This is a genomic window from Bartonella sp. AA1HLJMS, assembly GCF_042197445.1.
Classification (GTDB): Bacteria; Pseudomonadota; Alphaproteobacteria; order Rhizobiales; family Rhizobiaceae; genus Bartonella.
This window is the reverse complement of record NZ_JBHIRW010000010.1, coordinates 33,692-57,280: the sequence shown is the minus strand read 5'-3', so window position 1 is coordinate 57,280 and position 23,589 is coordinate 33,692. Positions and strand designations below refer to the sequence as shown.

At 37.3% G+C, this 23,589-nt stretch carries 14 protein-coding genes and 1 tRNA gene; 9 read left to right on the top strand and 6 right to left on the bottom strand.

The window, feature by feature from the left end; genetic code table 11:
- Window positions 1–61 precede the first annotated feature (61 nt).
- Window positions 62–136 (bottom strand) — tRNA-Glu (locus ACFIQE_RS04565).
- Window positions 137–1,477: 1,341 nt separating this feature from the next.
- On the opposite strand from ACFIQE_RS04565, the gene ACFIQE_RS04560 reads away from it, so the two are divergent.
- Window positions 1,478–2,794: a homoserine dehydrogenase gene (locus ACFIQE_RS04560; RefSeq protein ID WP_375621331.1), complete on the top strand. Its 1,317-nt coding sequence runs from the start codon at window positions 1,478–1,480 to the stop codon at window positions 2,792–2,794.
- A 141-nt stretch (window positions 2,795–2,935) separates the two neighbouring features.
- On the top strand, window positions 2,936–3,922 hold the full coding sequence (gene glpX / locus ACFIQE_RS04555) for a class II fructose-bisphosphatase (protein ID WP_375706703.1): 987 nt from the start codon (window positions 2,936–2,938) through the stop codon (window positions 3,920–3,922).
- A gap of 105 nt (window positions 3,923–4,027) precedes the next feature.
- Here glpX and ACFIQE_RS04550 read toward each other — a convergent pair whose 3' ends face one another.
- A complete protein-coding gene (locus tag ACFIQE_RS04550; protein WP_375630167.1) occupies window positions 4,028–5,134 on the bottom strand; it encodes a branched-chain amino acid aminotransferase in 1,107 nt (368 codons plus the stop codon).
- A gap of 304 nt (window positions 5,135–5,438) precedes the next feature.
- Between ACFIQE_RS04550 and ACFIQE_RS04545 the strand changes: the two genes are divergently transcribed.
- A complete protein-coding gene (locus tag ACFIQE_RS04545) occupies window positions 5,439–5,714 on the top strand; it encodes a hypothetical protein (RefSeq protein WP_375630168.1) in 276 nt (91 codons plus the stop codon).
- Window positions 5,715–5,894: 180 nt separating this feature from the next.
- Here ACFIQE_RS04545 and ACFIQE_RS04540 read toward each other — a convergent pair whose 3' ends face one another.
- The 3 genes from ACFIQE_RS04540 to ACFIQE_RS04530 all read right to left on the bottom strand — a co-directional run bounded on the left by ACFIQE_RS04540 (window position 5,895) and on the right by ACFIQE_RS04530 (window position 11,553).
- Window positions 5,895–8,411, bottom strand: coding sequence for an SPOR domain-containing protein (locus tag ACFIQE_RS04540; RefSeq protein ID WP_375707319.1), 2,517 nt, complete (start codon window positions 8,409–8,411; stop codon window positions 5,895–5,897).
- 151 nt (window positions 8,412–8,562) lie between these two features.
- Entirely contained in the window at window positions 8,563–10,320 is a 1,758-nt protein-coding gene (gene argS / locus ACFIQE_RS04535; RefSeq protein WP_375707318.1) for an arginine--tRNA ligase, read from the bottom strand.
- A gap of 30 nt (window positions 10,321–10,350) precedes the next feature.
- Window positions 10,351–11,553 carry a deoxyguanosinetriphosphate triphosphohydrolase gene (locus tag ACFIQE_RS04530; protein WP_375645792.1) on the bottom strand — a complete coding sequence of 401 codons (1,203 nt, stop codon included), beginning with the start codon at window positions 11,551–11,553 and terminating at the stop codon, window positions 10,351–10,353.
- Window positions 11,554–11,661: 108 nt separating this feature from the next.
- Between ACFIQE_RS04530 and ACFIQE_RS04525 the strand changes: the two genes are divergently transcribed.
- The 5 genes from ACFIQE_RS04525 to glmS all read left to right on the top strand — a co-directional run bounded on the left by ACFIQE_RS04525 (window position 11,662) and on the right by glmS (window position 17,207).
- Window positions 11,662–11,985 carry an iron-sulfur cluster assembly accessory protein gene (locus tag ACFIQE_RS04525; protein ID WP_273791197.1) on the top strand — a complete coding sequence of 108 codons (324 nt, stop codon included), beginning with the start codon at window positions 11,662–11,664 and terminating at the stop codon, window positions 11,983–11,985.
- A gap of 39 nt (window positions 11,986–12,024) precedes the next feature.
- On the top strand, window positions 12,025–13,014 hold the full coding sequence (locus tag ACFIQE_RS04520) for a carboxypeptidase regulatory-like domain-containing protein (protein WP_375645946.1): 990 nt from the start codon (window positions 12,025–12,027) through the stop codon (window positions 13,012–13,014).
- A gap of 43 nt (window positions 13,015–13,057) precedes the next feature.
- Window positions 13,058–13,846, top strand: coding sequence for a cytochrome c biogenesis CcdA family protein (locus tag ACFIQE_RS04515; protein ID WP_375610470.1), 789 nt, complete (start codon window positions 13,058–13,060; stop codon window positions 13,844–13,846).
- 14 nt (window positions 13,847–13,860) lie between these two features.
- Window positions 13,861–15,210 (top strand): bifunctional UDP-N-acetylglucosamine diphosphorylase/glucosamine-1-phosphate N-acetyltransferase GlmU, encoded by a 1,350-nt coding sequence (gene glmU, locus ACFIQE_RS04510; RefSeq protein WP_375610449.1) that lies wholly within the window; start codon window positions 13,861–13,863, stop codon window positions 15,208–15,210.
- 173 nt (window positions 15,211–15,383) lie between these two features.
- Window positions 15,384–17,207 (top strand): glutamine--fructose-6-phosphate transaminase (isomerizing), encoded by a 1,824-nt coding sequence (glmS, locus tag ACFIQE_RS04505; RefSeq protein ID WP_375621326.1) that lies wholly within the window; start codon window positions 15,384–15,386, stop codon window positions 17,205–17,207.
- A gap of 354 nt (window positions 17,208–17,561) precedes the next feature.
- On the opposite strand, the gene recG is transcribed toward glmS, so the two are convergent.
- Entirely contained in the window at window positions 17,562–19,670 is a 2,109-nt protein-coding gene (gene recG / locus ACFIQE_RS04500) for an ATP-dependent DNA helicase RecG (RefSeq protein ID WP_375707317.1), read from the bottom strand.
- A gap of 402 nt (window positions 19,671–20,072) precedes the next feature.
- On the opposite strand from recG, the gene dnaE reads away from it, so the two are divergent.
- Window positions 20,073–23,540 carry a DNA polymerase III subunit alpha gene (dnaE, locus tag ACFIQE_RS04495; protein ID WP_375707320.1) on the top strand — a complete coding sequence of 1,156 codons (3,468 nt, stop codon included), beginning with the start codon at window positions 20,073–20,075 and terminating at the stop codon, window positions 23,538–23,540.
- Window positions 23,541–23,589: the final 49 nt, after the last annotated feature.

Genomic DNA, 23,589 nt, shown 5'->3' with positions numbered 1-23,589 from the left:
GCATTCCTCATTTTTAAAAACACAAATAAAATGAATATATTACACATATAAAAAAGAAACATGGTACGCCCAAGGGGAATCGAACCCCTGTTTCCGCCGTGAAAGGGCGATGTCCTAACCGCTAGACGATGGGCGCAAACCAATGATGAGGCTTATAGAGAGGATCTTTTTACTTCGCAAGCCCTCTGTGTCATTTTTTTTGAAAAAAGAGTGTTTTATTGAATAATTTTTGAGCGATTCCTGTTTGGATCATTTTATTTTCTAAGATTTTTTGTAGAAAAAATATAAAGTTATCATGATTGATAGAAAATTTTGATGTGGGAATCATCTCAGGGAATGATATTTTCAGTTTGAGGAGTAGGCAAAAATGATCAAAAACAGCATTTTTATGTATTTATTTTTTGCATATTTTATCGCTTGTTATCTTTGCTCACCACATGAGAATATTATTTAACTTGCTTGAAAGAGCCTTTATACAGAAGATTTCTCATTTGAGCTTATCATAAAACAAAAACTGTATAATTTATGAAGTAGAAAGACAATATTTATTACCAAATTAATAAATAATACCAATCATACAAAATTTTTTTGATGAATAATCCATAGATTATTTGCAGTTTAAAAAAATATAAATAGATATCTGTATGATAAAAATGAAAATATTAAAGCAATTTTTATATAATATATGAAAAAAATATTTTTTTATATTTACTTTTACATGTCTGTAAAATTTTTAAAATTAAAAACCATTCATTTGCTCTTTTACATATTGGGAAGGTTCTTGATTTGAAAATGAATTAGCGTGGATAAAGGGTAGATTGAGTTTTTTCTCATTTCAATTCGCTAGTTTTTCAAAGAGGTGGCAATAAGTTTAGATAAAATATTCGAGTTTTGTAAATTTATTCTCCATATTTATAATATTTCAGAATTATGGTATACAAATATTAATTCTTGTTTTTTAATTTAATGTAAGATTCTATTTTGATATATGGGTTCATTAATATTTTTGCATTAAAGATTTATATTTCAAACTATGGAATGGTAGGAAGGAATGTGTTATTATTTACTGATCTAATTTGTTTTATCCATTCTTTTAATTTATCATATGAAAGAATGTTTTTTGTTCCGTATTTGTTAATTTAGAAGAGATGTTTTTATTCTTTCTTACTAATCCTTAATATTCTTTAACTTGTTATTGATTATTTTTTAGAACTTTTCTTTATGGCAACTTGCATTTATCAGTTTTACAGATTTTCATTCTGAATTAGATGTTTTATAAAGATTCTGAAATCTTTGAAGACAATAAATATTATATTTTTAGGAATGTTGATTGAACAAGCGGGGATCATTCTATTGGAGAACATGAAGTGAATAGAGCAGGGTATTTCTTTTGTTCTTATGAACATAAGTACTTTTTGTGTTGATTGGCACATCATTTAAACGATTTTTCAGTGAAGATAGGGATCAGTGGTTAATAATGGCAGAAGCTTTAAAAGTTGGTGTTGCGGGACTTGGTACAGTTGGTACTTCAGTTGTTCGAACTCTATGTGAAAAAGCGAATAGTTTAGCTTGTCAATGTGGGCGATTCATCAAAGTTGTTGCTGTTAGTGCGCGCGATAAAGGCCGCAATCGTGGACTTGATCTCAGTGATATAAAATGGTTTGATTCACCTGTGGAGTTGGCTGCTTCTGATGAGATTGATGTTTTTGTAGAGTTAATTGGTGGTGAATTGGATGTGGTGTATACCGCTGTTAAGAGAGCGCTTGAGGCGGGACATCATGTTGTAACAGCCAATAAAGCTCTTCTTGCTCGACATGGAGTAGAGCTGGCTATAATTGCAGAAAAAAAAGGTGTTTTTCTTCATTTTGAAGCAGCTGTTGCAGGGGGGATTCCTGTCATCAAAGCGATGAGAGAATCACTTGTTAGTAATCGCATATCGCGAATTTATGGTATTCTCAATGGAACCTGTAATTATATATTAACACGCATGTTTACGGAAGGTCTTTCATTTAAAGATTGTTTAGCAGATGCACAGAGACTTGGGTATGCTGAAGCAGATCCAGCTTTTGATATTGAGGGAAATGATACTGCTCATAAATTAGCTTTGTTGACAAGCTTGGCATTTGGAACAGCTGTTTCGTTAGATGATGTTTATGTTGAAGGAATTCATAATATTTCGCAAATTGATATTAGAGCAGCTGATGAATTGGGGTATCGGATTAAGCTTTTAGGGGTTGCATTAAAAACGGATTCTGGAATAGAGCAACGTGTTCATCCAACAATGGTACCAGCATCCTCAATGATTGCACAGATAAATGGTGTAACCAATGCTCTTTCTATTCAAAGTGATTTATTAGGTGAATTACTGTTTTCTGGTCCTGGCGCCGGAGGAAAGGCAACAGCATCAGCCGTTATTGGTGATTTGGCTGATATAGCAAAAGCGCGTTCTGGTTTTCAGTATGCACCTGTTTTAAGACGTCCAGCATTAGAACTTACTCCTCATAAAAAAGCACGTATTTCGCATCATGCAGGTGGTTATTTTATTCGTTTAAATGTTCATGATCGTACTGGTGTTTTTGCCGCGGTCGCAAGGCATATGGCTGATAATCACATCTCATTGGAGTCGATTGTTCAAAGATCTTTTGTAGAAGATCAAATTGAAAAAACAATTATTTTAATTACGCATGAAACAACAGAGGTGAATGTACGACAGGCACTTGCAGAAATTGAAAAAGATGGACATCTTGTTGCAAAATCTCAATTTATTCGTATTGAACCTATGGCAAAGAATTGATAACTTTCTTGATAATAAAAAAAGCACGCTTGAGTTCTTTTATCTCTTGTGGAAAATTTTCATCTTTGCCAAAAAACTTTATTCTTAGTATTTAATAAGGACTCATATTTTTCTGGTATTCATTCGGTAGGATTTTTTCATATGCCCACAACTCAGAAGATTTTAAATGGACTTGATCGTATTTTGACGCTTGAATTGGTACGTGTTACTGAACGTGCTGCTGTTGCTGCTGCACGCTGGCGCGGACGTGGCGATGAAAAGGCAGCGGATCAAGCTGCTGTAGATGCAATGCGGCAGGAACTTAATCGATTGCCTATTGATGGTACAGTGGTGATTGGTGAAGGTGAGCGGGATGAAGCGCCTATGCTTTATATTGGAGAAAAAGTAGGTTTTCAAAGTGGATTGGCGATCGATATTGCACTTGATCCACTAGAGGGTACAACACTTTGTGCTAAAAATATTGCCAATTCTTTGGCAGTAGTTGCAATTGCTGAAAAGGGTAATCTCCTTTATGCCCCTGATGTTTATATGAACAAAATTGCTATTGGTCCTGGTTATCCAAAGGGAGTAGTCGATATAGATGCTTGTCCTACCGATAATATACATGCTCTTGCGAAGGCTAAAGGAGTGACTGTTAATCAGATTGTTGTTTGTATTATGGATAGACCTCGTCATGAAAAATTGGTTAATGAAGTACGAGCGACAGGGGCGTCGATTCGCTTGATTGGGGATGGAGATGTGGCTGCTGTTATTGATACAACTGATCCAGAAGAAACAGGTATTGATATCTATATGGGGATTGGTGGAGCACCTGAAGGTGTCTTAGCTTCTGCTGCTTTGCGCTGCATTGGAGGACAGATGCAAGGTCGTTTGCTGCTAGATACAGAAGAGAAAATTGCTCGTGCAGCTAAAATGGGGATTAGTGATCCCAATAAGGTTTATACAATGGAAGAAATGGCAAAGGGTGATGTTTTGTTTTCAGCAACAGGGGTGACAGATGGCAATATGCTTTCTGGTGTTAAATTTACATCTCGTTACATTCAAACGGAAACTCTCGTAATGCGCTCCCATACGGGTACAGTCCGTAATATTAAAGCAAAGCATAGAAATCATTCGAAATTTGATTAGTGCTTTCTTTTTTGTCACTAAAAATAGAGGGAGTTTTTCTAGGAAAAACGCTTCCATGAATCTACTTTCATGGAAGCGTTTATAGATATGAGAATACCTTAAATATTATGAGAGCTGGACAGAATGTACCCAGCCATTTTTATCTTCTATGTTCCCTTTTTGAATGCCAACCAATTGTGTACGAAGCTGCTTTGTAACTTCTCCAACTGTTTCATTTCCAATAATAAATTCTCCCCCTTTATATCTAAAACGACCAATTGATGTGACAACGGCAGCTGTACCACAAGCAAAGGCTTCTTTAAGGTGTCCACTCTTTGCATCTTCTTGAAGCGCTGCAAAAGAATAAGGACGCTCTTCTATTTTTAATCCCATTTGTTGAGCTAACCTTAAGATTGAATCACGGGTTATCCCTGGAAGGATAGTTCCATTAAGTGGGGGGGTTACAAGTGTATTATTGTCCATAATAAAGCAGACATTCATACCACCAAGTTCTTCAATCCATTTATGTTCAATCATATCAAGGAAGAGTACTTGGCTACAATTATTTTCAGTTGCAGTTTTTTGTGCAAGTAAGCTTGCTGCATAGTTTCCACCACATTTGGCAGCCCCTGTTCCTCTTGGACCAGCACGACTATAATCTGTTTCAATCCAGACGCTGACAGATTTTTCTTCTCCTTTGAAATAGGATTCAACTGGAGAGGCTATGACACAAAAAAGATATTCTTGAGAAGGGCGGACTCCCAAAAAGTTTTCATTGCCAAACATAAATGGACGGATATAGAGGCTAGCGTTGGGCTGATCAGAAACCCATTTTTGATCAATCTTTACTAATTGATGAACGGCATCCAGAAAAATATCTTTTGGCAATTCTGGCATAGCTAAACGTTGTGCTGATTCTATAAAGCGTTGTGCATTGGCATCAGGACGGAAGAGCAAGATGCGTCCATCTTTTGCACGATATGCTTTTAAACCCTCAAAAATTTCCTGTCCGTAATGTAAAACGGTACTTGCAGGGTTAATTTCTAAAGCTTTGTATTGAGAAATGATGGCATTGTGCCAGCCTTTGTCTTCAGTCCATTGAATAGTACACATGTGGTCTGTAAAAAATTGACCAAAACCGGGACTTTTTAAAATTTCTTCATATTTTTCTTCTGACAGAGGAGATGGGTGTTTTTCTATTTTAAAGGGAAGCGATGATATGGGAGATTTCATAAAAAACCTTTTGAGTATGTTTCATTTTTATTAATAAAAATAATGAAATATTTTGATTATAACTCTATTATTAACAAAACCTTTGTGTCAATGTTTTATTATAGAACATAAAGGAGTTTATTATAGAATTCAAAGGTATGGTAGGTATTTTAATTCTATCCCTACCTCTTTTTCTCAACTTTATGAAGTAAGCTGGAACTTTTGTCTATAATTATCGTTTTCTCACAATAAGTATCTGAATAATTTCATATATGCATATTTTCTAGAAATTTAAAGGTAAGGGAATTGAGAAAAGGAATCCACTATGATTGATAAAAATTATCACACATATGAAGAACGTATGGCAGCAGAAAGAAGAGATAGTGAACAACGTGTTTCAATTGCTAAGGGTATTTTTGCTATTCTTCTTGCGATGGTTATTATCTGGTTTATTTTTGGTTTTTTAGGATCTTTTTTTGCAAAATCTCCTGAACATAGTTCGCGTTATAATACCCCAGAAACAAGCCAAAGTGTAACAACGCCGAAAAAAGATTTAAATTCGCTTCCTCCTGTACCTTATACCTATAAGGGTACGGAGTAATTTTTTCGTAAATATAATCTTTTAGATAGGGCGAAAATCGACGTAGATTAAAGAATAAAGTCAGTGCAAACAGATAAGCGAAAAAGATAGGACGATTTTAATTTCTGAAGTTTTTGATAAGTAATTAAATGGTATGGAAATAAATAATGCAACGGTTGTTAAAACCGTTGCATTATTGGTTTAGCGTGTGATGAAGCAGCTTCCACCAGAACTTTTAATGGATTCACAAAGGATTATGGCTTCATTACGGTCTTGCGCTTGAAGTCGAACACGGTAATAAGTACCTTTTCCTGGTATAAAAGCGGATTGAATATTTAAAGAACGGGCACCGATAAGGAATCCAAATTTAGATTTCATATTTTTTAAAGAATTTCTAGCGAGCTCATACGTTGGTTGAGATGCAAGTTGTACGTAATAACTTTCTGAATTTTGTGCTGCGACTCTGTTTGGTGATATGGGGCGAGACGCGGCTGGTGTTTCAACTTGTGTATTTCTTTCTGCATGAGAAGGGATAGGGATAAATTTTTCTTCAATATTTGAGCTAGAATTATTTTCTGCGATTATTTTATCAATATTATTTTTGAGATCATGATCTCTTTCTTGGTCGTTTATATCAGAATCATGCGACGAAACAAGGGACGAATCTTGAAGTTCATTAGAAGTTTGATCAATGCTTTCTTCAGATTGAGCAGCAGTTTTGCTGTTTGTTTGATGCGCGGGGGCTAGTGTAACTGTACCATCTTGATTGACAATAACAGTTTGTATTTCTCGCATTGGAATAGTATGGTTTATGGCTTCTGTGACTGCATCTTCAACATCAGATTCATTTAAAGACGATGAGGAAACGTTTGAAGATTCTTCAGGGTTTAATTCTTTTAAATTTTCAGGTTGTTCAGAGTTATCAATAAGAAATTGTTGTGTATTTTCTTGTTTCTCATTTTGTTCAGTTGTTTGTTTATAGATATCTAAATTATGTGCAACATCATTTTTCGTTCCAGTTGTTTCTGGTTTGAATTTAAAAGGCGTATTATCAGCGTGGATAATGATCGTTTCTTCATTTTTTTGTGATGGCATAAAAAAATGAGAATAACCAGCAAACCCAAGTCCTATTAAAATAAGTATAAAAAAACCTTTAATGAAAGTTTTACCAAAAATAAAACTTTTTAAGGGAGGAGGAGCTGATGGAGGCGTGGGAACCTCATCTGAGCTTGTGTATGATGAATTCTCGCTAAAAGAGGGAAAATTATATTCCATATTGGCAGAAGAAAAATAGTCGGCATTTTGTTCTTTAGAGTTTATATAAACACCTTCTTTTGAATTTTGTATAGACTGATGAAAAACTTCACTAAAAACCTCGTTTTTCTGTTTTTTTTGAGAAAAATTATCCGTTGGGACATTCCCTACATTGAGTACATCAGCAAATTCTTCTTCTAAACCACCATTAGTTGGCACATCATATTCTGGCGCTTCATACGGGACTTCTGGAACCATAATAGGACCAGTTTTTTCTACGATTTCCTCTGAAAATTTATAAGTATCAACATTGGGAGGGGGAGTATCTCTGTGCGTATAGTTATGGGCAAAAAAGCCATCCGTTTGTTTTGTATTTAAAGAGGGGGATGAGGAAAGAAACTCATCTAAATTATTTTCATTATATGAAATTTCTCTATTTGGGTTAGAGGCACCTTCGGCGTTATTGATGTATTGGGCTCGAGCCTCATCATATATCGGAACTTTTTCGCCATAAGTTTCTTGTTGTGAGGGGGTTTCTGCAAAAAAATGGGGATAATTGGTTGTATGATCTTCTTGTGAAGCCCCCTTTAAATAAGATTGTCTATCAACTGGTGGAGAATCTAAAGGTGAGGAGAAGGTACTTGTTGTTTGATTTCTTGCAGTGTTTTGTCTTTTTGACACAAGATTAGAAGATGAGAAAAACTCATTTTCCTCTGTAGAAGAGGAGACATTAGGATAATCCTTTTTAATCCAATTTTCTTGATCAGCTGAAATTTTATAGGGATGGTTTATAGGAGTGTCATAGAGGTTTTGATTGTCCTCATAAGTTTTTTGTATATTCGTAGTCTCAGGTTGTTGTGAATTTATTTGTGAAAAACGATTGGTTTGTTCAACATCTTCTGGCGTCTCTCTCTTATTTTCGTGCCTTTCAGATTTATCAAAAAAGAAATTTTCTGATTCTGATTGTGACATAAGATTACTTTTTTCAAGAAAAGGATCAGCACTGGTTGCTGTTTTTTTCTGTTGATGTGATTGATTTTTTGGGATTGGTAATGGAGAAAGCTCATCTAAAATTTGTTCTTCATCATGACTGCTAGGTGAAGAATATTTCTCTTCAGATAAATTATTTTGTTTTGAATGGTTGAAAGAAGAAGATTGTGCAATATCTGAGGCTGTTGCGTTGCTGGTTGCATGCAAGTCCCATTGTTTTTTTTGATCATCAAACGGTAAGTCATGTGCTAAATTTTTTTCAAGTTCCTCTTCTAGAAAGGAGAAATCAAAATCATCATCATGGGATGATGTTTCGGGGTGAGATGTTGATCGTTCTGTTTTTAAAGAAGATTGCTCATTTTGGTTTCCGCTTTGTTTGTGCGGATTAAAAATGCGCGTAAGCCTTTCTAAAGGATCATGGTGTTCATGATCGTGTTTTGTTTCGTGTAGATTTTTGCGATCGTTATCGCTCATAGCTTTTCTCACATGATAGTTTGCACTTACGTGCAATCACTGGTTGATTTTGATTTGTTATATTAAAATTATAAATTTTCCCCCTCTCATGCAAGGATACATGAAAAAGTTTATCAATAGAGTACCTATTGTATGTATTTATAGAACTTTTTCAACGCATTTCTATGGGTGCTTCGACTCCTATGATGGTAAGCCCTGATGATAAAATATTGATAACAGCTTGTATCAATCCTAATCTTGCAAAGGATAATTCTTTATCATCAGGTTGAATAAAGCGTAAATTGAGATTTTCACTCCCTTTATTCCAATGGGTGTGAAAGCTGGAAGCAAGGTCATAAAGATAAAACGCTAATCGATGCGGTTCCTTATGAACTACGGCCTGTTCAATGATACGTGGATATTCAGAAAGTTTGCGTATTAACAATATTTCATGGTCATCTGTTAATCGATGAAGATGGGCAATCAATGTATCATTTGAAAAGCTTTTAATATGAAGCGCTTCTTGTGCTTGACGAAAGACTGAGTGACAACGTGCACTTGCATATTGTACGTAAAAGATGGGGTTATCTTTTGATTGTTCTGTTACTTTTGCAAAGTCAAAATCAAGAGGCGCTTCACACTTACGGTATAGCATCATAAAACGTACAGGATCACGACCAACTTCCTCGACAACATCGCGTAGCGTGACAAAAGATCCTGCTCTTTTTGACATGCGTACAGGATGACCGTTGCGAAAAAGTTTTACCAATTGACACAAGAAGACGCTTAATTTAGCTTTATCCCCAGAAATTGCTTTTGCCATTGCCTCTAGCCGCTTTACATAGCCAGCATGGTCTGCACCTAGAATATAAATCATTTCATCAAAATGACGATTAAATTTATCCCTAAAATAAGCAACATCAGCAGCAAAATAAGTGTAAGAACCGTCAGATTTGACTAAAACACGGTCTTGGTCATCGCCGACATTTGTTGAACGGAACAAAGTTTGTTCGTTTGGTTCCCAGTCTTCTATATTTTGTCCCTTGGGAGGGGGGAGTTTTCCTTTGTAGATATAACCATTTAAAGTGAGGTCGTTGATGGTGTTACGAATGGCGCGTGCATTATCTGCATAAAGCATTCGCTCAGAGAAAAAGATATCATGATAAATATTAAGAGCAGCCAAATCTTCGCGAATCATGGACATCATTGCATGAATTGCACGTTCTTTCACAAGAGATAAGGCTTCATCTTTATCCATCGTGAGGAGTTGGTCACCAAACTCTTGAGCAAGCGATTGACCCAATGGTATCAAGTATTCTCCAGGATAGAGTCCTTCTGGAATTTCATTAATTTTTTGCCCAAGAGCCTCACGATAGCGCAATAGTACAGAGTGGGCGAGGACTTCGATTTGTTGACCAGCATCATTGATATAATATTCTTTTGTAATGTTATAGCCCGTAAACTGCAGCAAATTGGAGAGAACATCCCCAACAACCGCTCCACGGCAGTGTCCTACATGCATTGGTCCTGTCGGATTTGCTGAGACATATTCAACATTGACGCGTTTTCCTTGTCCCATTGGAATACGACCATAAGAAGTGCCTAATTCAAGCATGGATTTTATAGCATTTTGCCAAAATAATTTTGTAAGCTTTATATTTATAAAACCAGGACCGGCAACATCTATATTTTCGATAGAGGAATCATTTTTAAGAAGTTCTATGATTTTATCGGCAAGTGCACGGGGATTGAGCCCAATAGATTTTGCAAGCACCATAGCAGCATTGGTTGATAAATGACCATGGGAGGAATCACGCGGAGGATCAACAGTGATTTTTGATAAATCTAGATCTTCTCCATTTTTCCCTTTTATATCAGATAATTCAATTGATCTTTTAATTTTTTTTTCGAAGTTTTTAAAGATATTCATATTTAGCTTCCATGATGATGCCAAAAGCCATTAAACGAAATTATCTGTATGGTCAAATAAACGCTGATATTCACGTAGAGCGTAGTGATCCGTCATGCCTGAAAGAAAGTCTGCAATCAAACGTGCTAACTCTTGATTTTTTAAGTGCACTGTTTTGCTCTGCCAACTTTCAGGCATTGTATTTGGATTTTCATAATAACAATTGAATAATTTTTGTACAATGCATTTTGCTGCATTGCGACGACTAAGAACTTGTTCATGGTAGTAAAGATTTTTAAATAAAAAGTTTTTTAGTTCTTTTTCATAAACGGTCATTGTCGGTGAAAAGGTGACAATAGTTTGTTTTGCTTGGTGAATATCGTTTATGCTTGTTGGTTTGATGCGTGCTAAATTTTTTTGTGACTGTTTGATAACATCTTCAACCATGGTTGTTATTTGTCTTCGTACAAGCGTGTAACCGCGACGCGTTTGGTCGAGCTGGGGATGCTCATCTGTTATATCTTTTAATATTGCTGCTGTTAGTGAAACATGTTCAAATTGATCGAGTGTTAAAAATTGCGAACGTAGACCATCATCAATATCATGCGCATTGTATGCGATATCATCTGCAATAGCAGCACATTGCGCTTCTAGTCCTGCAAAACAATCGAGTGCAAGGTCTTGCTTTACATTGTATTGTAAAATATCGATAGGAACCTCCTTATTCTTCGCGTGAGGACCTAAAAGGGGACCATTATGCTTTACAAGTCCTTCGAGGGTTTCCCATGTAAGGTTAAGTCCATCAAAATTTGCATAGCGCTGTTCTAGTTTTGTTACAATGCGTAATGCTTGTGCATTATGATCAAAGCCGCCACAATGTACCATGGCTTCATTAAGAGCATCTTCTCCAGCATGGCCAAAGGGTGTGTGTCCAAAGTCGTGAACAAGGGCAATGGCTTCGGCAAGGTCTTCATCAAGACACAGGGCACGGGCTAATGTTCTTGCAATTTGAGAAACCTCTATGGAATGGGTTAGGCGAGTACGGTAATGATCGCTTTCATCAGCAATAAACACTTGCGTTTTATGTTTAAGACGTCGAAATGCATTAGAATGGATAATACGATCTCTATCTCGTTGAAAAGGTGAGCGTGTGGTGCTCATCGTTTCATGGTATAATCGACCACGGCTTGTTTGTGGATGAGCACTGTATACTGCTCGAGATTGGTAATTGAAGTTGATATTTCCTATATCCATTGCAAGCTGTCTATTATCATCTTAAAATTGAGAGTGGTTTATGAGAAATAAACTGCTCTTTGAGTGTAGGATACTCTTTCTTGATGGTTTAATGCAAGGATATATAAAATGAATGTGAAAATTTCAGATGTTGCTGCCAAAAAAATTGCACAGATACTTTTGCGTGAACCCGATAAAATAGCATTACGTATTTCTGTTGAAGGTGGTGGGTGTTCTGGTTTTTCTTATAAATATGACTTGGTTTCTGAAATGTGTGAAGATGACCTCGTTCTCAAAAAAGACGGGGCAGTTGTGTTTATTGATTTACTATCACTTCCTTTTATGGAAGGAGCTGAGATTGATTTTGTTGATGATCTTATGGGGCAGTCTTTTCAAATCCACAATCCCAATGCTGTTTCATCATGTGGTTGTGGTGTAAGTTTCTCAATTTAAAATGATGGCTGTGTGATATTGTTTCTTGAAAAAAAGATCATGTTGGTCAACAATGCAAAAATGGGTATTCTTATAAAAATAGTGCACCGATGTGTATGGTTGTGCGTGGTGCTTGCTTTATTGACTTGGAGTCACTGTGCTTTTTCTGAAGCAGGAGAAGGGCAAGATCAGCAGCAGAGACAATCAAGGAGTTTTATTGTAAAGACTCAAGAGCAGGAAAATGAAAACTTAGCATCTCAAACACAACTCATTTTGAATGCTCGATTAACAAATAGTCATCCGGATATTGAAAAAGGGCTTGTCTGGCGGGTTTATGCCCCTATTCTAGGGATTGATAATAAGTTACCATTAGTGGCAACCTATAAGGGGGGAGGTGCACGTTTTAATCTCGAACCAGGAAATTATCTTGTTCATGTCTCATTTGGTCATATGAGTGCTGTGCGCCATATTCGTTTAGAAAATGGGCAGAGTCTTGTAAAAAACTTTAATCTTGAGGCTGGTGGTGTCATTTTAAATGCAACACTGCTCAATGGCGTAATGAATGAAAAGGAACTCCGTTTTACCATTTATGAGGATGAAAAAGAAAATGATGATACGGGAGTGATTATATCAAATGTTAAACCCCACTCAGTTGTGCGTTTAAAAGCTGGCCGCTACCATGTTGCTTCCCATTATGGTTCTATTAATGCGACGGCTCGTTCCGATATTCAAGTGGATGCGGGTAAAATAACAGAAGTTACTCTTGAACATCAGGCCGCTCAGATTGTCTTAAAGTTGGTGCGACAAGAAGGAGGAGAAGCGCTTGCAGATACAAGTTGGTCTCTTGCCAATGATTCTGGTGATATCGTTTATGAAACAGTTGGTGCGTATGTTTCACTCGTGTTAGCAGAGGGAGAGTATATTGCAATTGCTAAAAATAAAGATAAAATCTATCAAAAAGTTTTTTCAGTCGTTTCTGGTCATGATGAAGATATAAGTGTGATAGCGAATGAAGAAAATATGCAACAAATTGATGAAGATGTGGATTGATCATTGTTCATGGGGGTAAACTATGATGAAAGACGGGGTATGAATTTTGATTGAAATTTCAACAGTTGGTGTGTTTTTTGCTGGGGCACTCTCTTTTTTGTCACCATGCGTTTTGCCGTTAGTTCCTCCTTATTTGTGCTATATGGCAGGGGTTGGTATTGATGATTTTCGTTCAGAAAAGCCTGATGAGAAAGTTTTTATCCGGTGGGCTTTATTATCTTCTGTTATTGCTTTTGTTCTTGGGTTTACGACTGTTTTTGTTGCTTTAGGTGCCAGTGCTAGTACAATTGGGAAATTCATCGGTTATTATCGTGATTGGTTTGCCCTTGCTGCTGGAATTGTCATTATTATTTTTGGTTTAAATTTTTTGGGGATTTTCAAGATCGCTTTTTTATTTCGTGAGGCGCGTTTTCAGACCAAAAAAACACCTGCTGGTCCTTTAGGCGCGTATATTATCGGTTTAGCTTTTGCCTTTGGTTGGACACCGTGTATTGGCCCTATTTTAGGTCCTATTATAACGCTTGCTGGAACAAAAGAAACTGTGGGAGAGGGAGCTGTTCTCTTAGCGGTTTATGCATTAGGTCTTGCTATTCCTTTTATGTTAGCAGCTTTATTTTCGAGCAGTTTTATGCGATTTTTAGGAGCTTTTCGTATTCATTTAGGAAAAGTTGAAAAAATCATTGGTGTTTTTCTTATTCTTACAGGGATTTTGTTTTTAACAGGTTCTATGCAGGATCTTTCATTTTGGCTTTTAGAACATTATCCTTCGTTGAGTTATATTGAAGATATTCGTTGGCACAGTATTATGAATTTTTTTGGATTTTCTCGTTAGTCTTATGTGTTTTTATGGTTAGAAGTTGTCTTTCTATTGTTCTTGCCGCAGGTGAGGGGACGCGCATGAAATCGTCTCTGCCTAAGGTACTTCATAAAATTGCTGGATTGCCTCTTATATGCCATGTTCTAAAACAAATAGAATTGGCAGGCTCTTCACAATTAGCGGTTGTTGTGGGATATGGTGCTAAGGAGGTTATGCACGTTGTTCAGTCATTTGTAAAAGATGTAATGATTTTTGAACAAAAAGAGCGTTTAGGAACTGCCCATGCTGTTTTGTCTGCTCGTTTAGCTTTGCAAAAGGAGGTGGATGATGTGCTCATTGTTTTTGGGGATACTCCTCTCATTCAGCAAGATTCATTGCACCAAATGCGTGCACAGCTTGCTGATGGAGCAGATGTTGTTTTTGCAGGTTTTCATACCAAACATCCAACAGGTTATGGACGTCTTCTCGAGAAAAATGGTCAATTGATTGCAATTGTAGAAGAAAAAGACGCTAGCGATGAAGAAAAAAAGATTTCTTTTTGTAACGGTGGAATACTCGCTATGCGTGGAAAACATGCACTTTCTCTTTTAGAGAAAGTTGGTAATAATAATGTGAAAAAAGAATATTACTTAACAGATATTGCTTCTCTTGCAACACGCGAAGGATTAGATGTGCGTGTTGTTGAAGTTCCTTTTGAAGATATTGTAGGAATTAACAACGGTTTTGAGCTTTCTGAGGCTGATTCTTTGTGGCAAAAACGTAAAGCGCGCGATTTAATGTTATCGGGTGTTACACTCTTAAAGCCAGAAACACTCTATTTTTCTTATGATACAGAAATTGCACCAGGGGTGGTGATAGAACCAAATGTTTATTTTGGGTTAAACGTAAAAGTACAATCTGGTGCGGTTATTCATGCATTTAGTTATCTCGAAGGTGCTGTGGTTGGTAGAGATGCACAGATTGGTCCCTATGCACGTTTGCGTCCTGGAACAGAGTTGGCTAAGTCCGTAAAGATTGGAAATTTTTGTGAAGTCAAACAAGCTAAGGTAGGAGAATCTTCTAAAATCAATCATTTAAGTTATATTGGTGATGCTGAAATTGGTGCACATACCAATATTGGAGCCGGTACGATTACTTGCAATTATGATGGATTTAACAAATATAAAACCATGATTGGTGATCATGCTTTTGTTGGGTCTAATACGGCACTTGTTTCCCCATTGGTAATAGGGGATGGCTCTTATGTTGCTTCAGGAAGTGTTATTACTGAAAATATTCCTATGAACAGTATGGCTTTTGGGCGTGCACGACAGGTTATAAAAGAGGGCTATGCGACAAAATTTCGAGAGCGTTTGTTAGAAAACAAACAGAAAAAATGATTATTTTCAGCTTATTCTTTTGTTTCGTGTTAATCTAACGATGGATGGAAGATTTATTCTTAAAGATTGCCGTATTCCATGTTTGAATTATTTTTATTATTTATAGTTTTAAATAAAGGCTGTTGGATTGTTTTGTAAAATTTGAATCTTAAGATGTGGGTTGGAGCTTTTTAATGTGTGGAATTATTGGAGTTCTTGGAAAGAGGTGTGTTACGTCCTCTTTGGTTGAGGGGTTAAAACGTCTTGAATATAGAGGGTATGATTCATCTGGGGTGGCAACGGTCCATAATGGGCATCTTTATCGTGTACGTGCTGAGGGGAAGCTTGTTCATTTAGAAGAAAAATTAAAAAAAACACCTCTGGAGGGAAGTTTAGGGATTGGTCATACCCGTTGGGCTACGCATGGAATTGCTGTTGAACGCAATGCGCATCCCCATGTGACTGAAAAGCTTGCGATTGTTCATAATGGTATTATTGAAAATTTTGTAGAACTGCAAAAGGAACTCATAGAGGATGGTTGTATCTTTGAAACAGAGACGGATACGGAAGTTATTGCACATTTAATAACGCGTGCATTAAAAGATGGTCTTTCTCCGCAAGAAGCCATACGTACCAGTTGGAAAAGGCTGCAGGGGGCTTTTGCTATTGCTCTTATTTTCGAAGGTGAAGATAACCTTATGATTGCGGCTTGTTCTGGTCCACCTCTGGCAATTGGTTATGGAAAAGATGAATTTTTTGTGGGGTCAGATGCCATAGCTTTGGCACCATTCGTTGATTATATTAGCTATATGGAAGATGGGGATTGGGCTGTTCTCACACGGGAAGGTGTTACAATTTATGATGCTAATAACCAACCGGTCAAACGTCCTGTGACGACATTACTTGAAGGGGCTTTATTGATTTCTAAGGGTAATCATCGTCATTTTATGCACAAGGAAATGTTTGAACAACCTGAAGTGATTTCTCATAATTTGGCACATTATCTTGATCTTGGAAATTATGTCGTTCGACCGCTTAAGAATTTGATTGATTGGAAAAATATTCATCGGCTTCTTTTTGCGAGTTGTGGAACGGCATATTATTCAACCTTAGTTGCGCGCTATTGGTTTGAGAAATTTGCCGCTTTAAGTGTTGATAATGATGTTGCTTCGGAGTTTCGTTATCGTGAACCTCCTATAACGTCTGATGTGTTATCGCTGTTTGTTTCTCAATCTGGTGAGACAGCTGATACATTGGCTTCTTTGCGTTATTGTCGTGAGCGGGGTGTAAAAACAGCAACAATTGTGAATGTAGAGCAATCAACAATGGCAAGGGAGGCTGATTTTATTCTCCCAACACTTGCTGGACCGGAAATAGGTGTTGCTTCAACAAAAGCTTTTACCTGTCAATTGGCAACGCTTGCTTCACTCGCTCTTAGTGCGGCTAAACAACGTGGCTATCTCTCGGCTCAAATAGAAAAGCAATTGGTTCAACAGTTGGCAGAAGTTCCACGTATTTTAAATGAGGTCTTAAAATTAGAGAGAAAAATTGAATGTATTTGTCGTGATTTGGTGAATGCAAAAAGTGTTCTTTATCTGGGACGTGGAACTTCTTATCCGATTGCTTTGGAGGGAGCTCTTAAACTGAAAGAGCTTTCTTATATTCATGCTGAAGGTTATGCGGCAGGTGAATTAAAGCATGGACCAATTGCTCTGGTGGATGAGACAATACCCGTTATTGTTGTTGCACCTTATGATCGGTGGTTTGAAAAAACTTTTTCTAATATGCAAGAAGTGGTAGCGCGTAATGGTCGTATTATTTTAATAACCGATAAAAAAGGAGCAGAGGTGGCTTGTCTTAAGACTTTATCAACGATCACTTTGCCAGATGTTCCAGAATTTATTTCTCCTATTATTTATGCACTCCCTGTTCAGTTAATCGCTTATCATACGGCTGTTTTATTAGGAACAGATGTTGATCAACCCCGTAATTTAGCAAAATCAGTCACGGTTGAATAAAAGTATATTTCTGAATCTTTTGGAGAATAATCAAGTGTAAGAAATTGATTTATAATGAAACTTATTTTTTCATTTTCTCTGTTGAACGAGAATGCTGTAGACAGTTTTTTTCTTTCTCAATCCTTTACGATAAAACGAAAAATATCTTCTTACCTATCAAAAAATGGATCAGCTATGTGAACATAATGGTAAAAAAGACGCAATATTGCTTCTACTGTTTTAATGCAGTTGATTTGTTATTCGTTCATGAAGCATAAAGATGGTAAGAGACTGCGTAGATCATTTATGGGTAATTCTAAGAAAAAACCATATTTGAACAGAGAGATATTTAAGTTTTTTATTAGAGGGTCTTTGTTATCCTGCTCGTAAGAGGCGTGCAGCATCGTTGTGTCCGAAAAGATAAAGGAGCAACCGTAAAGCTTGTCCTTGCTCAGAAGAAAGATGAGGATCGCGTTGTAAAAATAAACGAGCATCTTTTCTTGCCATTGACAAAAGATCGCTATGAACTGCAAGGTTTGCTATATGAAATTCAGGGACTCCAGATTGTTTTGTACCTAAAAGCTCTCCTTCGCCTCGTAGGCGCCAATCTTCTTCAGCGATTTCAAAACCATCTTCTGTATTGCGGATAATATTAAGGCGTGTTGCTGCTGTTTTAGTCAGTGGATCTTTATAGAGCAAAATGCAGGAAGACTTTTTATCGCCTCGTCCTACACGTCCACGTAATTGGTGCAATTGTGAAAGGCCAAAATGTTCCGCGTGTTCGATGATAATGATCGAAGCATCTGGAATATCTACTCCCACTTCAATGACTGTGGTTGCAACTAAAATACGTGTATTTCCACATTTAAAAGATGCCATAGCGGCTTCTTTTTCTGCTGTAGACATTTTTCCATGGATCATACCAACGTGTGCTCCAAAGCGCTCATGGAGAAATGCAAAGCGGTTTTCAATTGAAGTGAGATCAAGAGCTGTCGATTCCTCTACTAAAGGACAAATCCAATAGAGCTTTTCTCCTTTTTCTAATGCAATTGCGATTCTCGCTATAAGCTCATGAAGACGTTTCAAAGAAAGCGTTGCTGTTGTAATGGGTTGTCGTCCCATTGGTTTTTCGGTAATTTTAGAGACATCCATATCACCAAAAGCTGTTAAGACAAGTGTGCGCGGAATGGGCGTGGCGGTCATAACCAGCATATCAGCTTTATTGCCTTTTTCTGTAAGAGCGATACGTTGATGGACACCAAAACGGTGTTGTTCATCGATAATGGTTAAAGCGAGATTATTATAAGTAACACTGTTTTGTATGAGAGCATGGGTTCCGATGACAATAGAAACTTGACCTGACAGAATATCATTCACGATATTTGTCCGCAATTTCCCTTTTTCTCGTCCTGTTAAAAGCGTTGTTTGTAATCCGACCTTTTCGGCAAGAGGAGCGATGGTGGCAAAATGTTGCCTAGCAAGCACTTCAGTTGGTGCCATTAAAGCTGATTGTCCTGAATTTTCAGCAATTTGTGCCATTGCCATCAATGCAACAACAGTTTTTCCTGTGCCTACATCACCTTGAAGTAGTCTTAGCATCGGTTCTGGTGAAGCAAGATCATTTGCGATATCTTCTACTGCTTTTTTTTGTCCGGTTGTGAGTTGAAAGGGGAGGATATTGAGTAATTTTTTAGTATAAATTCCTGTTGATGGTCGAGAAGTGCCAACAAGAGATTTAGTTTTCAAACGCACGAGTCCTAGTGCCAATTGACAAGCGAGCAATTCATCATAGGCAAGACGTTTGCGTGCTGTACTTTCTAAGGATAGATCATTGGGGTTAATGGGTGCATGGATACGGCGTAAAGCAACGGAAAAAGAAGGAAAATTTTGCTGCTTTTTTACATTTTCATCTATCCATTCTGGTAGAAGAGGAATAAAATCAAGAGCGTTTTGTATGGCGCGTCTTAGTGTCTTTACAGTTAGTCCGGCAGTAGAGGGATAGACAGGTTCGATCAGAGGTATCTGATTTGATTGTTCGCTTGGGGCAATATAGTCTGGATGCGCCATTGAAAGCTGTCCATTAAACCATTCAACTTTTCCTGATATAATGACTTTTTTTCCTTCGGGGAGTTGTTTTTTTAGCCAAAGAGGTTGAGCATGAAAAAAGACTAAATTTATTTTTCCTGTGTGATCATGGGCAATAACACGATAGGGAATTCGGTTGTGACCACGGGGTGGTGGTTGATGTTGATCGATGATAATTTCGAGCGTAACAGTATCTCCTTCTTTTGCAGAAGCAATGTTGGGACGCATTCTGCGGTCTATAACGGAATGGGGCATTAATTGAAGAAGGTCAATAAGGGTTGCTTCGCGTTGTGTGGGATTAACATCTAAGAGTTTGGTCAATAAACCATAGACTTTAGGTGTAATACCAGAAAGAGTTCGGATAGAATTAAAAAGTGGGGTAAGAAGACTTGGAGGCATGAGCAAATTTAACCTGCCCTTTTTGTTTTTTCTAGACCTTTAGAAGAGCTTTTTGGGGATAAAGTCATAAAGAGGAGGTTGCTTTATTTACACATTGAACTTTAGGAAGAGAAATTAATATTTAAAGAAAAATACAATTAAATGGTCAAAAATTAAAGTGCTTAGATGAGGTATATTGTTTTTCTTTTTATTTTAGGTGTTTATTTGCTGTGAATAGAAGCATTTTCTTGATAGAACTCTCTTATAAATATTAATAAAATTGGGATATTGCTCCTATGTAGGATGATGAATTTATAGCTTTAAAGTTTGATGATAAACAGAAGTTTTTTCTTTTATAAGGGGTGCTGTTTAGCATTTATTTTGTAGTGGGAAATTGTGAGAGTGGTAAAAAATAAAATGCAAATGCAAGAGAACAAAAATTCTCTTCCTCGCTTTATTCATTTGAGAGTGCATTCAGCTTATTCCTTGCTCGAAGGGGCTTTAAAAATCCCCCAAATTATTCAACAGACGATTTCAGATCATGCACCAGCGGTTGCTATTACCGATACCAATAATTTATTTGGTGCTTTGGAATTTTCACAGCATTGTCTTTCTCATGGGGTCCAACCTATTATTGGTTGTCAGCTTACTGTTGATTTTTGTGATGAAAATGATCATTCACGTTTGGCTAAATGGCGTAATCCTTCAGATTTTTGCTCTATTGTTCTTTTGGCTGCTAGCGAAACCGGTTATGCTCATTTGGTTCGTCTTGTGAGCCGTGCTTATCTTGATAAGTGTGATACTGATCCTCCTCATATTAAAGCTGATTGGTTGTCAGAACACAGTGAAGGCATAATCGCTTTAACGGGTGGAAAGGGAGGACCTATTAATCTTTCTTTGGCAGAAGAGAAAAAAGAACATGCTGTTGAGCGCTTAATTTATTTGAAAAAATCTTTTGCTGATCGTCTTTATGTGGAGTTACAACGGCATGGCTCTTATGACCGGAGAGTAGAAGCTGATCTTATTGAATTGGCTTATGCGCATGAAATTCCTCTTGTAGCAACGAATGAAGCCTTTTTTCTGAAAAGAGAAGGATATGAAGCGCATGATGCGCTGATGGCTGTTTCAGAAGGACAAATTGTCTCTAATCCAGATCGCAAACGTGTGACACCAGATCATTATTTGAAGTCACAAGATGAAATGGTTACACTGTTTTCTGATCTTCCAGAAGCTTTGGAAAATAGTGTTGAAATTGCATTGCGTTGTCATATTGCCTCGCCTCTTCGAAAACCGATATTGCCTCGTTTTATAGAACAATCTGTTAATTCAGAAACTACTTTAGAAATAGAAGATAGTGAGTTATTAAATCAGGCTAAAGATGGTTTGAAGATTCGGCTTGAAACAATAGGGTTGGCTGAAGGGTATACGATTGCAGATTATGAACAGCGGCTTGATTATGAAATTTCAGTTATTACGCGTATGCAATTTTCTGGATATTTTCTTATCGTTTCAGATTTCATAAAATGGGCAAAGGTTCATGACATTCCCGTTGGACCAGGCCGGGGTTCTGGTGCTGGTTCACTTGTTGCTTATGCATTGACGATTACTGATGTGGATCCCTTGCGGTTTTCTCTTCTCTTTGAACGTTTTCTGAATCCAGATCGTGTTTCGATGCCAGATTTTGATATCGACTTTTGTCAAGAGCGGCGCGAAGAAGTTATTCAATATGTTCAAAAAAAATATGGACGTGATCAAGTTGCTCAAATTATTACTTTTGGTAAGTTACAGGCACGTGCAGTTTTGCGTGATGTGGGGCGTGTTTTAGAAGTTCCTTATCGTCAGGTGGATTATCTTACAAAATTAATTCCTGCCACCCCAGGAAGTCAGGTAGAATTAGCAGATGCTATTAAGGATGAACCTAAATTTGAAGAAGAAAAGAAAAAAGATCCCGTTGTTGGACGCGCATTAGATATAGCGCTTCAGTTGGAGGGACTTTATCGTCATGCTTCAACTCATGCTGCTGGGATTGTTATCGGAGATCGTCCACTTTGGGAGCTTGTCCCGATGTATCGTGATCCTCGTTCTGATATGCCTGTTACACAATTTAACATGAAATATGTTGAACAAGCGGGGCTGGTAAAATTTGATTTTCTTGGATTAAAAACGCTTACTGTTTTGAAAATGGCAGTCGATTTTGTTGCCAGAAAGGGGATTAAAATAGATTTATCAAATATTCCTCTGAATGATGAAGCAACCTACGCTATGATGGCACGTGGTGAAACGGTTGGCGTGTTTCAGGTGGAAAGTTCTGGTATGCGCAAGGCGTTGATTGGAATGAAGCCAGACCGTATTGAAGATATTATTGCGCTGGTTGCACTTTATCGTCCAGGTCCAATGGAGAATATTCCAACCTATAATGCACGCAAACATGGGGAAGAGGAAATTGCTTCTATTCATCCTAAAATAGATCATCTGATCAAAGAAACACAAGGTGTTATTGTTTATCAAGAACAGGTGATGCAGATTGCTCAGGTGCTTGCTGGCTATTCGCTTGGGGAAGCCGATTTATTACGTCGTGCTATGGGGAAAAAAATTCATGCTGAAATGCAAAAACAGCGTACGCGTTTTGTTAATGGAGCCGTTGCAGGTGGTGTGGATAAAGATCAAGCTGATATTATCTTTGATCTTTTAGCAAAATTTGCCGATTATGGTTTTAATAAATCGCACGCTGCTGCTTATGCAATTGTTTCTTACCAAACAGCTTATATGAAAGCAAACTATCCCGTTGAGTTTTTAGCTGCTTCAATGACATATGATATGACGAATACAGATAAGCTCAATGATTTTCGGCGTGAAGCATTAAGGTTGGGTATTGAAGTTATTGCACCTTCTATACAAACATCTCATCGTGTTTTTGAGGTTGGTGATAACTGTATTTATTATTCTCTTGCTGCCATTAAAGGTGTGGGAGAAACTGTTGTAGATCATATTGTTTCTTGTCGTGGGAATAAGGTTTTTAAGGATTTGGAAGATTTTTGTGCGCGTGTTGATCCTCGTATTGTTAATAAGCGTGCGATGGAAAGTTTAGTTTGTGCTGGTGCTTTTGATTGTTTTAACATTGCACGTGAGGTTTTATTAGCCAATCTTGGAACCCTTCATGCGCGTGCACTTCGTATTCTCGATGACAATTCTAGCGGGCAGGTTGATATATTTGGAATGGCAGGCGGATTAAAAGAACCATTGATTTTATCGCAAACAACCCCTTGGTTACCGGCTGAGAAACTTTATCGAGAATTTCAAGCTATAGGTTTTTACTTTTCTGCGCATCCTTTGGAGGAGTATCAAGCTATTCTAAACAAAAAACGCATTCAGACTTGGGGTAATTTTGCTAATGCCGTTAAAGGGGGAGCAACGGCTGCACGGCTTGCTGGAACTGTTGTGGCAAAAAACGTGCGCAAAACAAAATCTGGTAAAAAAATGGGAATTATTCATTTTTCTGATACAAGTGGACAATATGAAGCAGTTCTCTTTTCTGAGGCACTCTCGGATTATGAAGAGATGCTAGAACCCGGAAAATCTTTTATTATTACGGTGAGCGCAGAAAATCGTTCTGAAGGAGTTAGTTTGCGAATTGAAACAATTCAGTCTTTGGAAAATGAATCATTACAACAGCATAAAATGATGCGTCTCTTTATAAAAACAGTTGATATGCTTCCACAAATTGAACAAAATTTAAATCTTGGGGGGAATGGAGAGGTTGGGCTTATTTTAATTCAAGAGGATGGATTGCGAGAAGTCGAAATTGCGCTTCCTAAGCGATATAAGGTAAATTCACATGTCGCAAATGCTATGAAATTAATTCAGGGTGTTGTTGATGTAGAATTGAGTTAAAGAAAGATTAAAGATGGGAGCTGATTTTGAGTGGTGTTTTTGCTTTTAG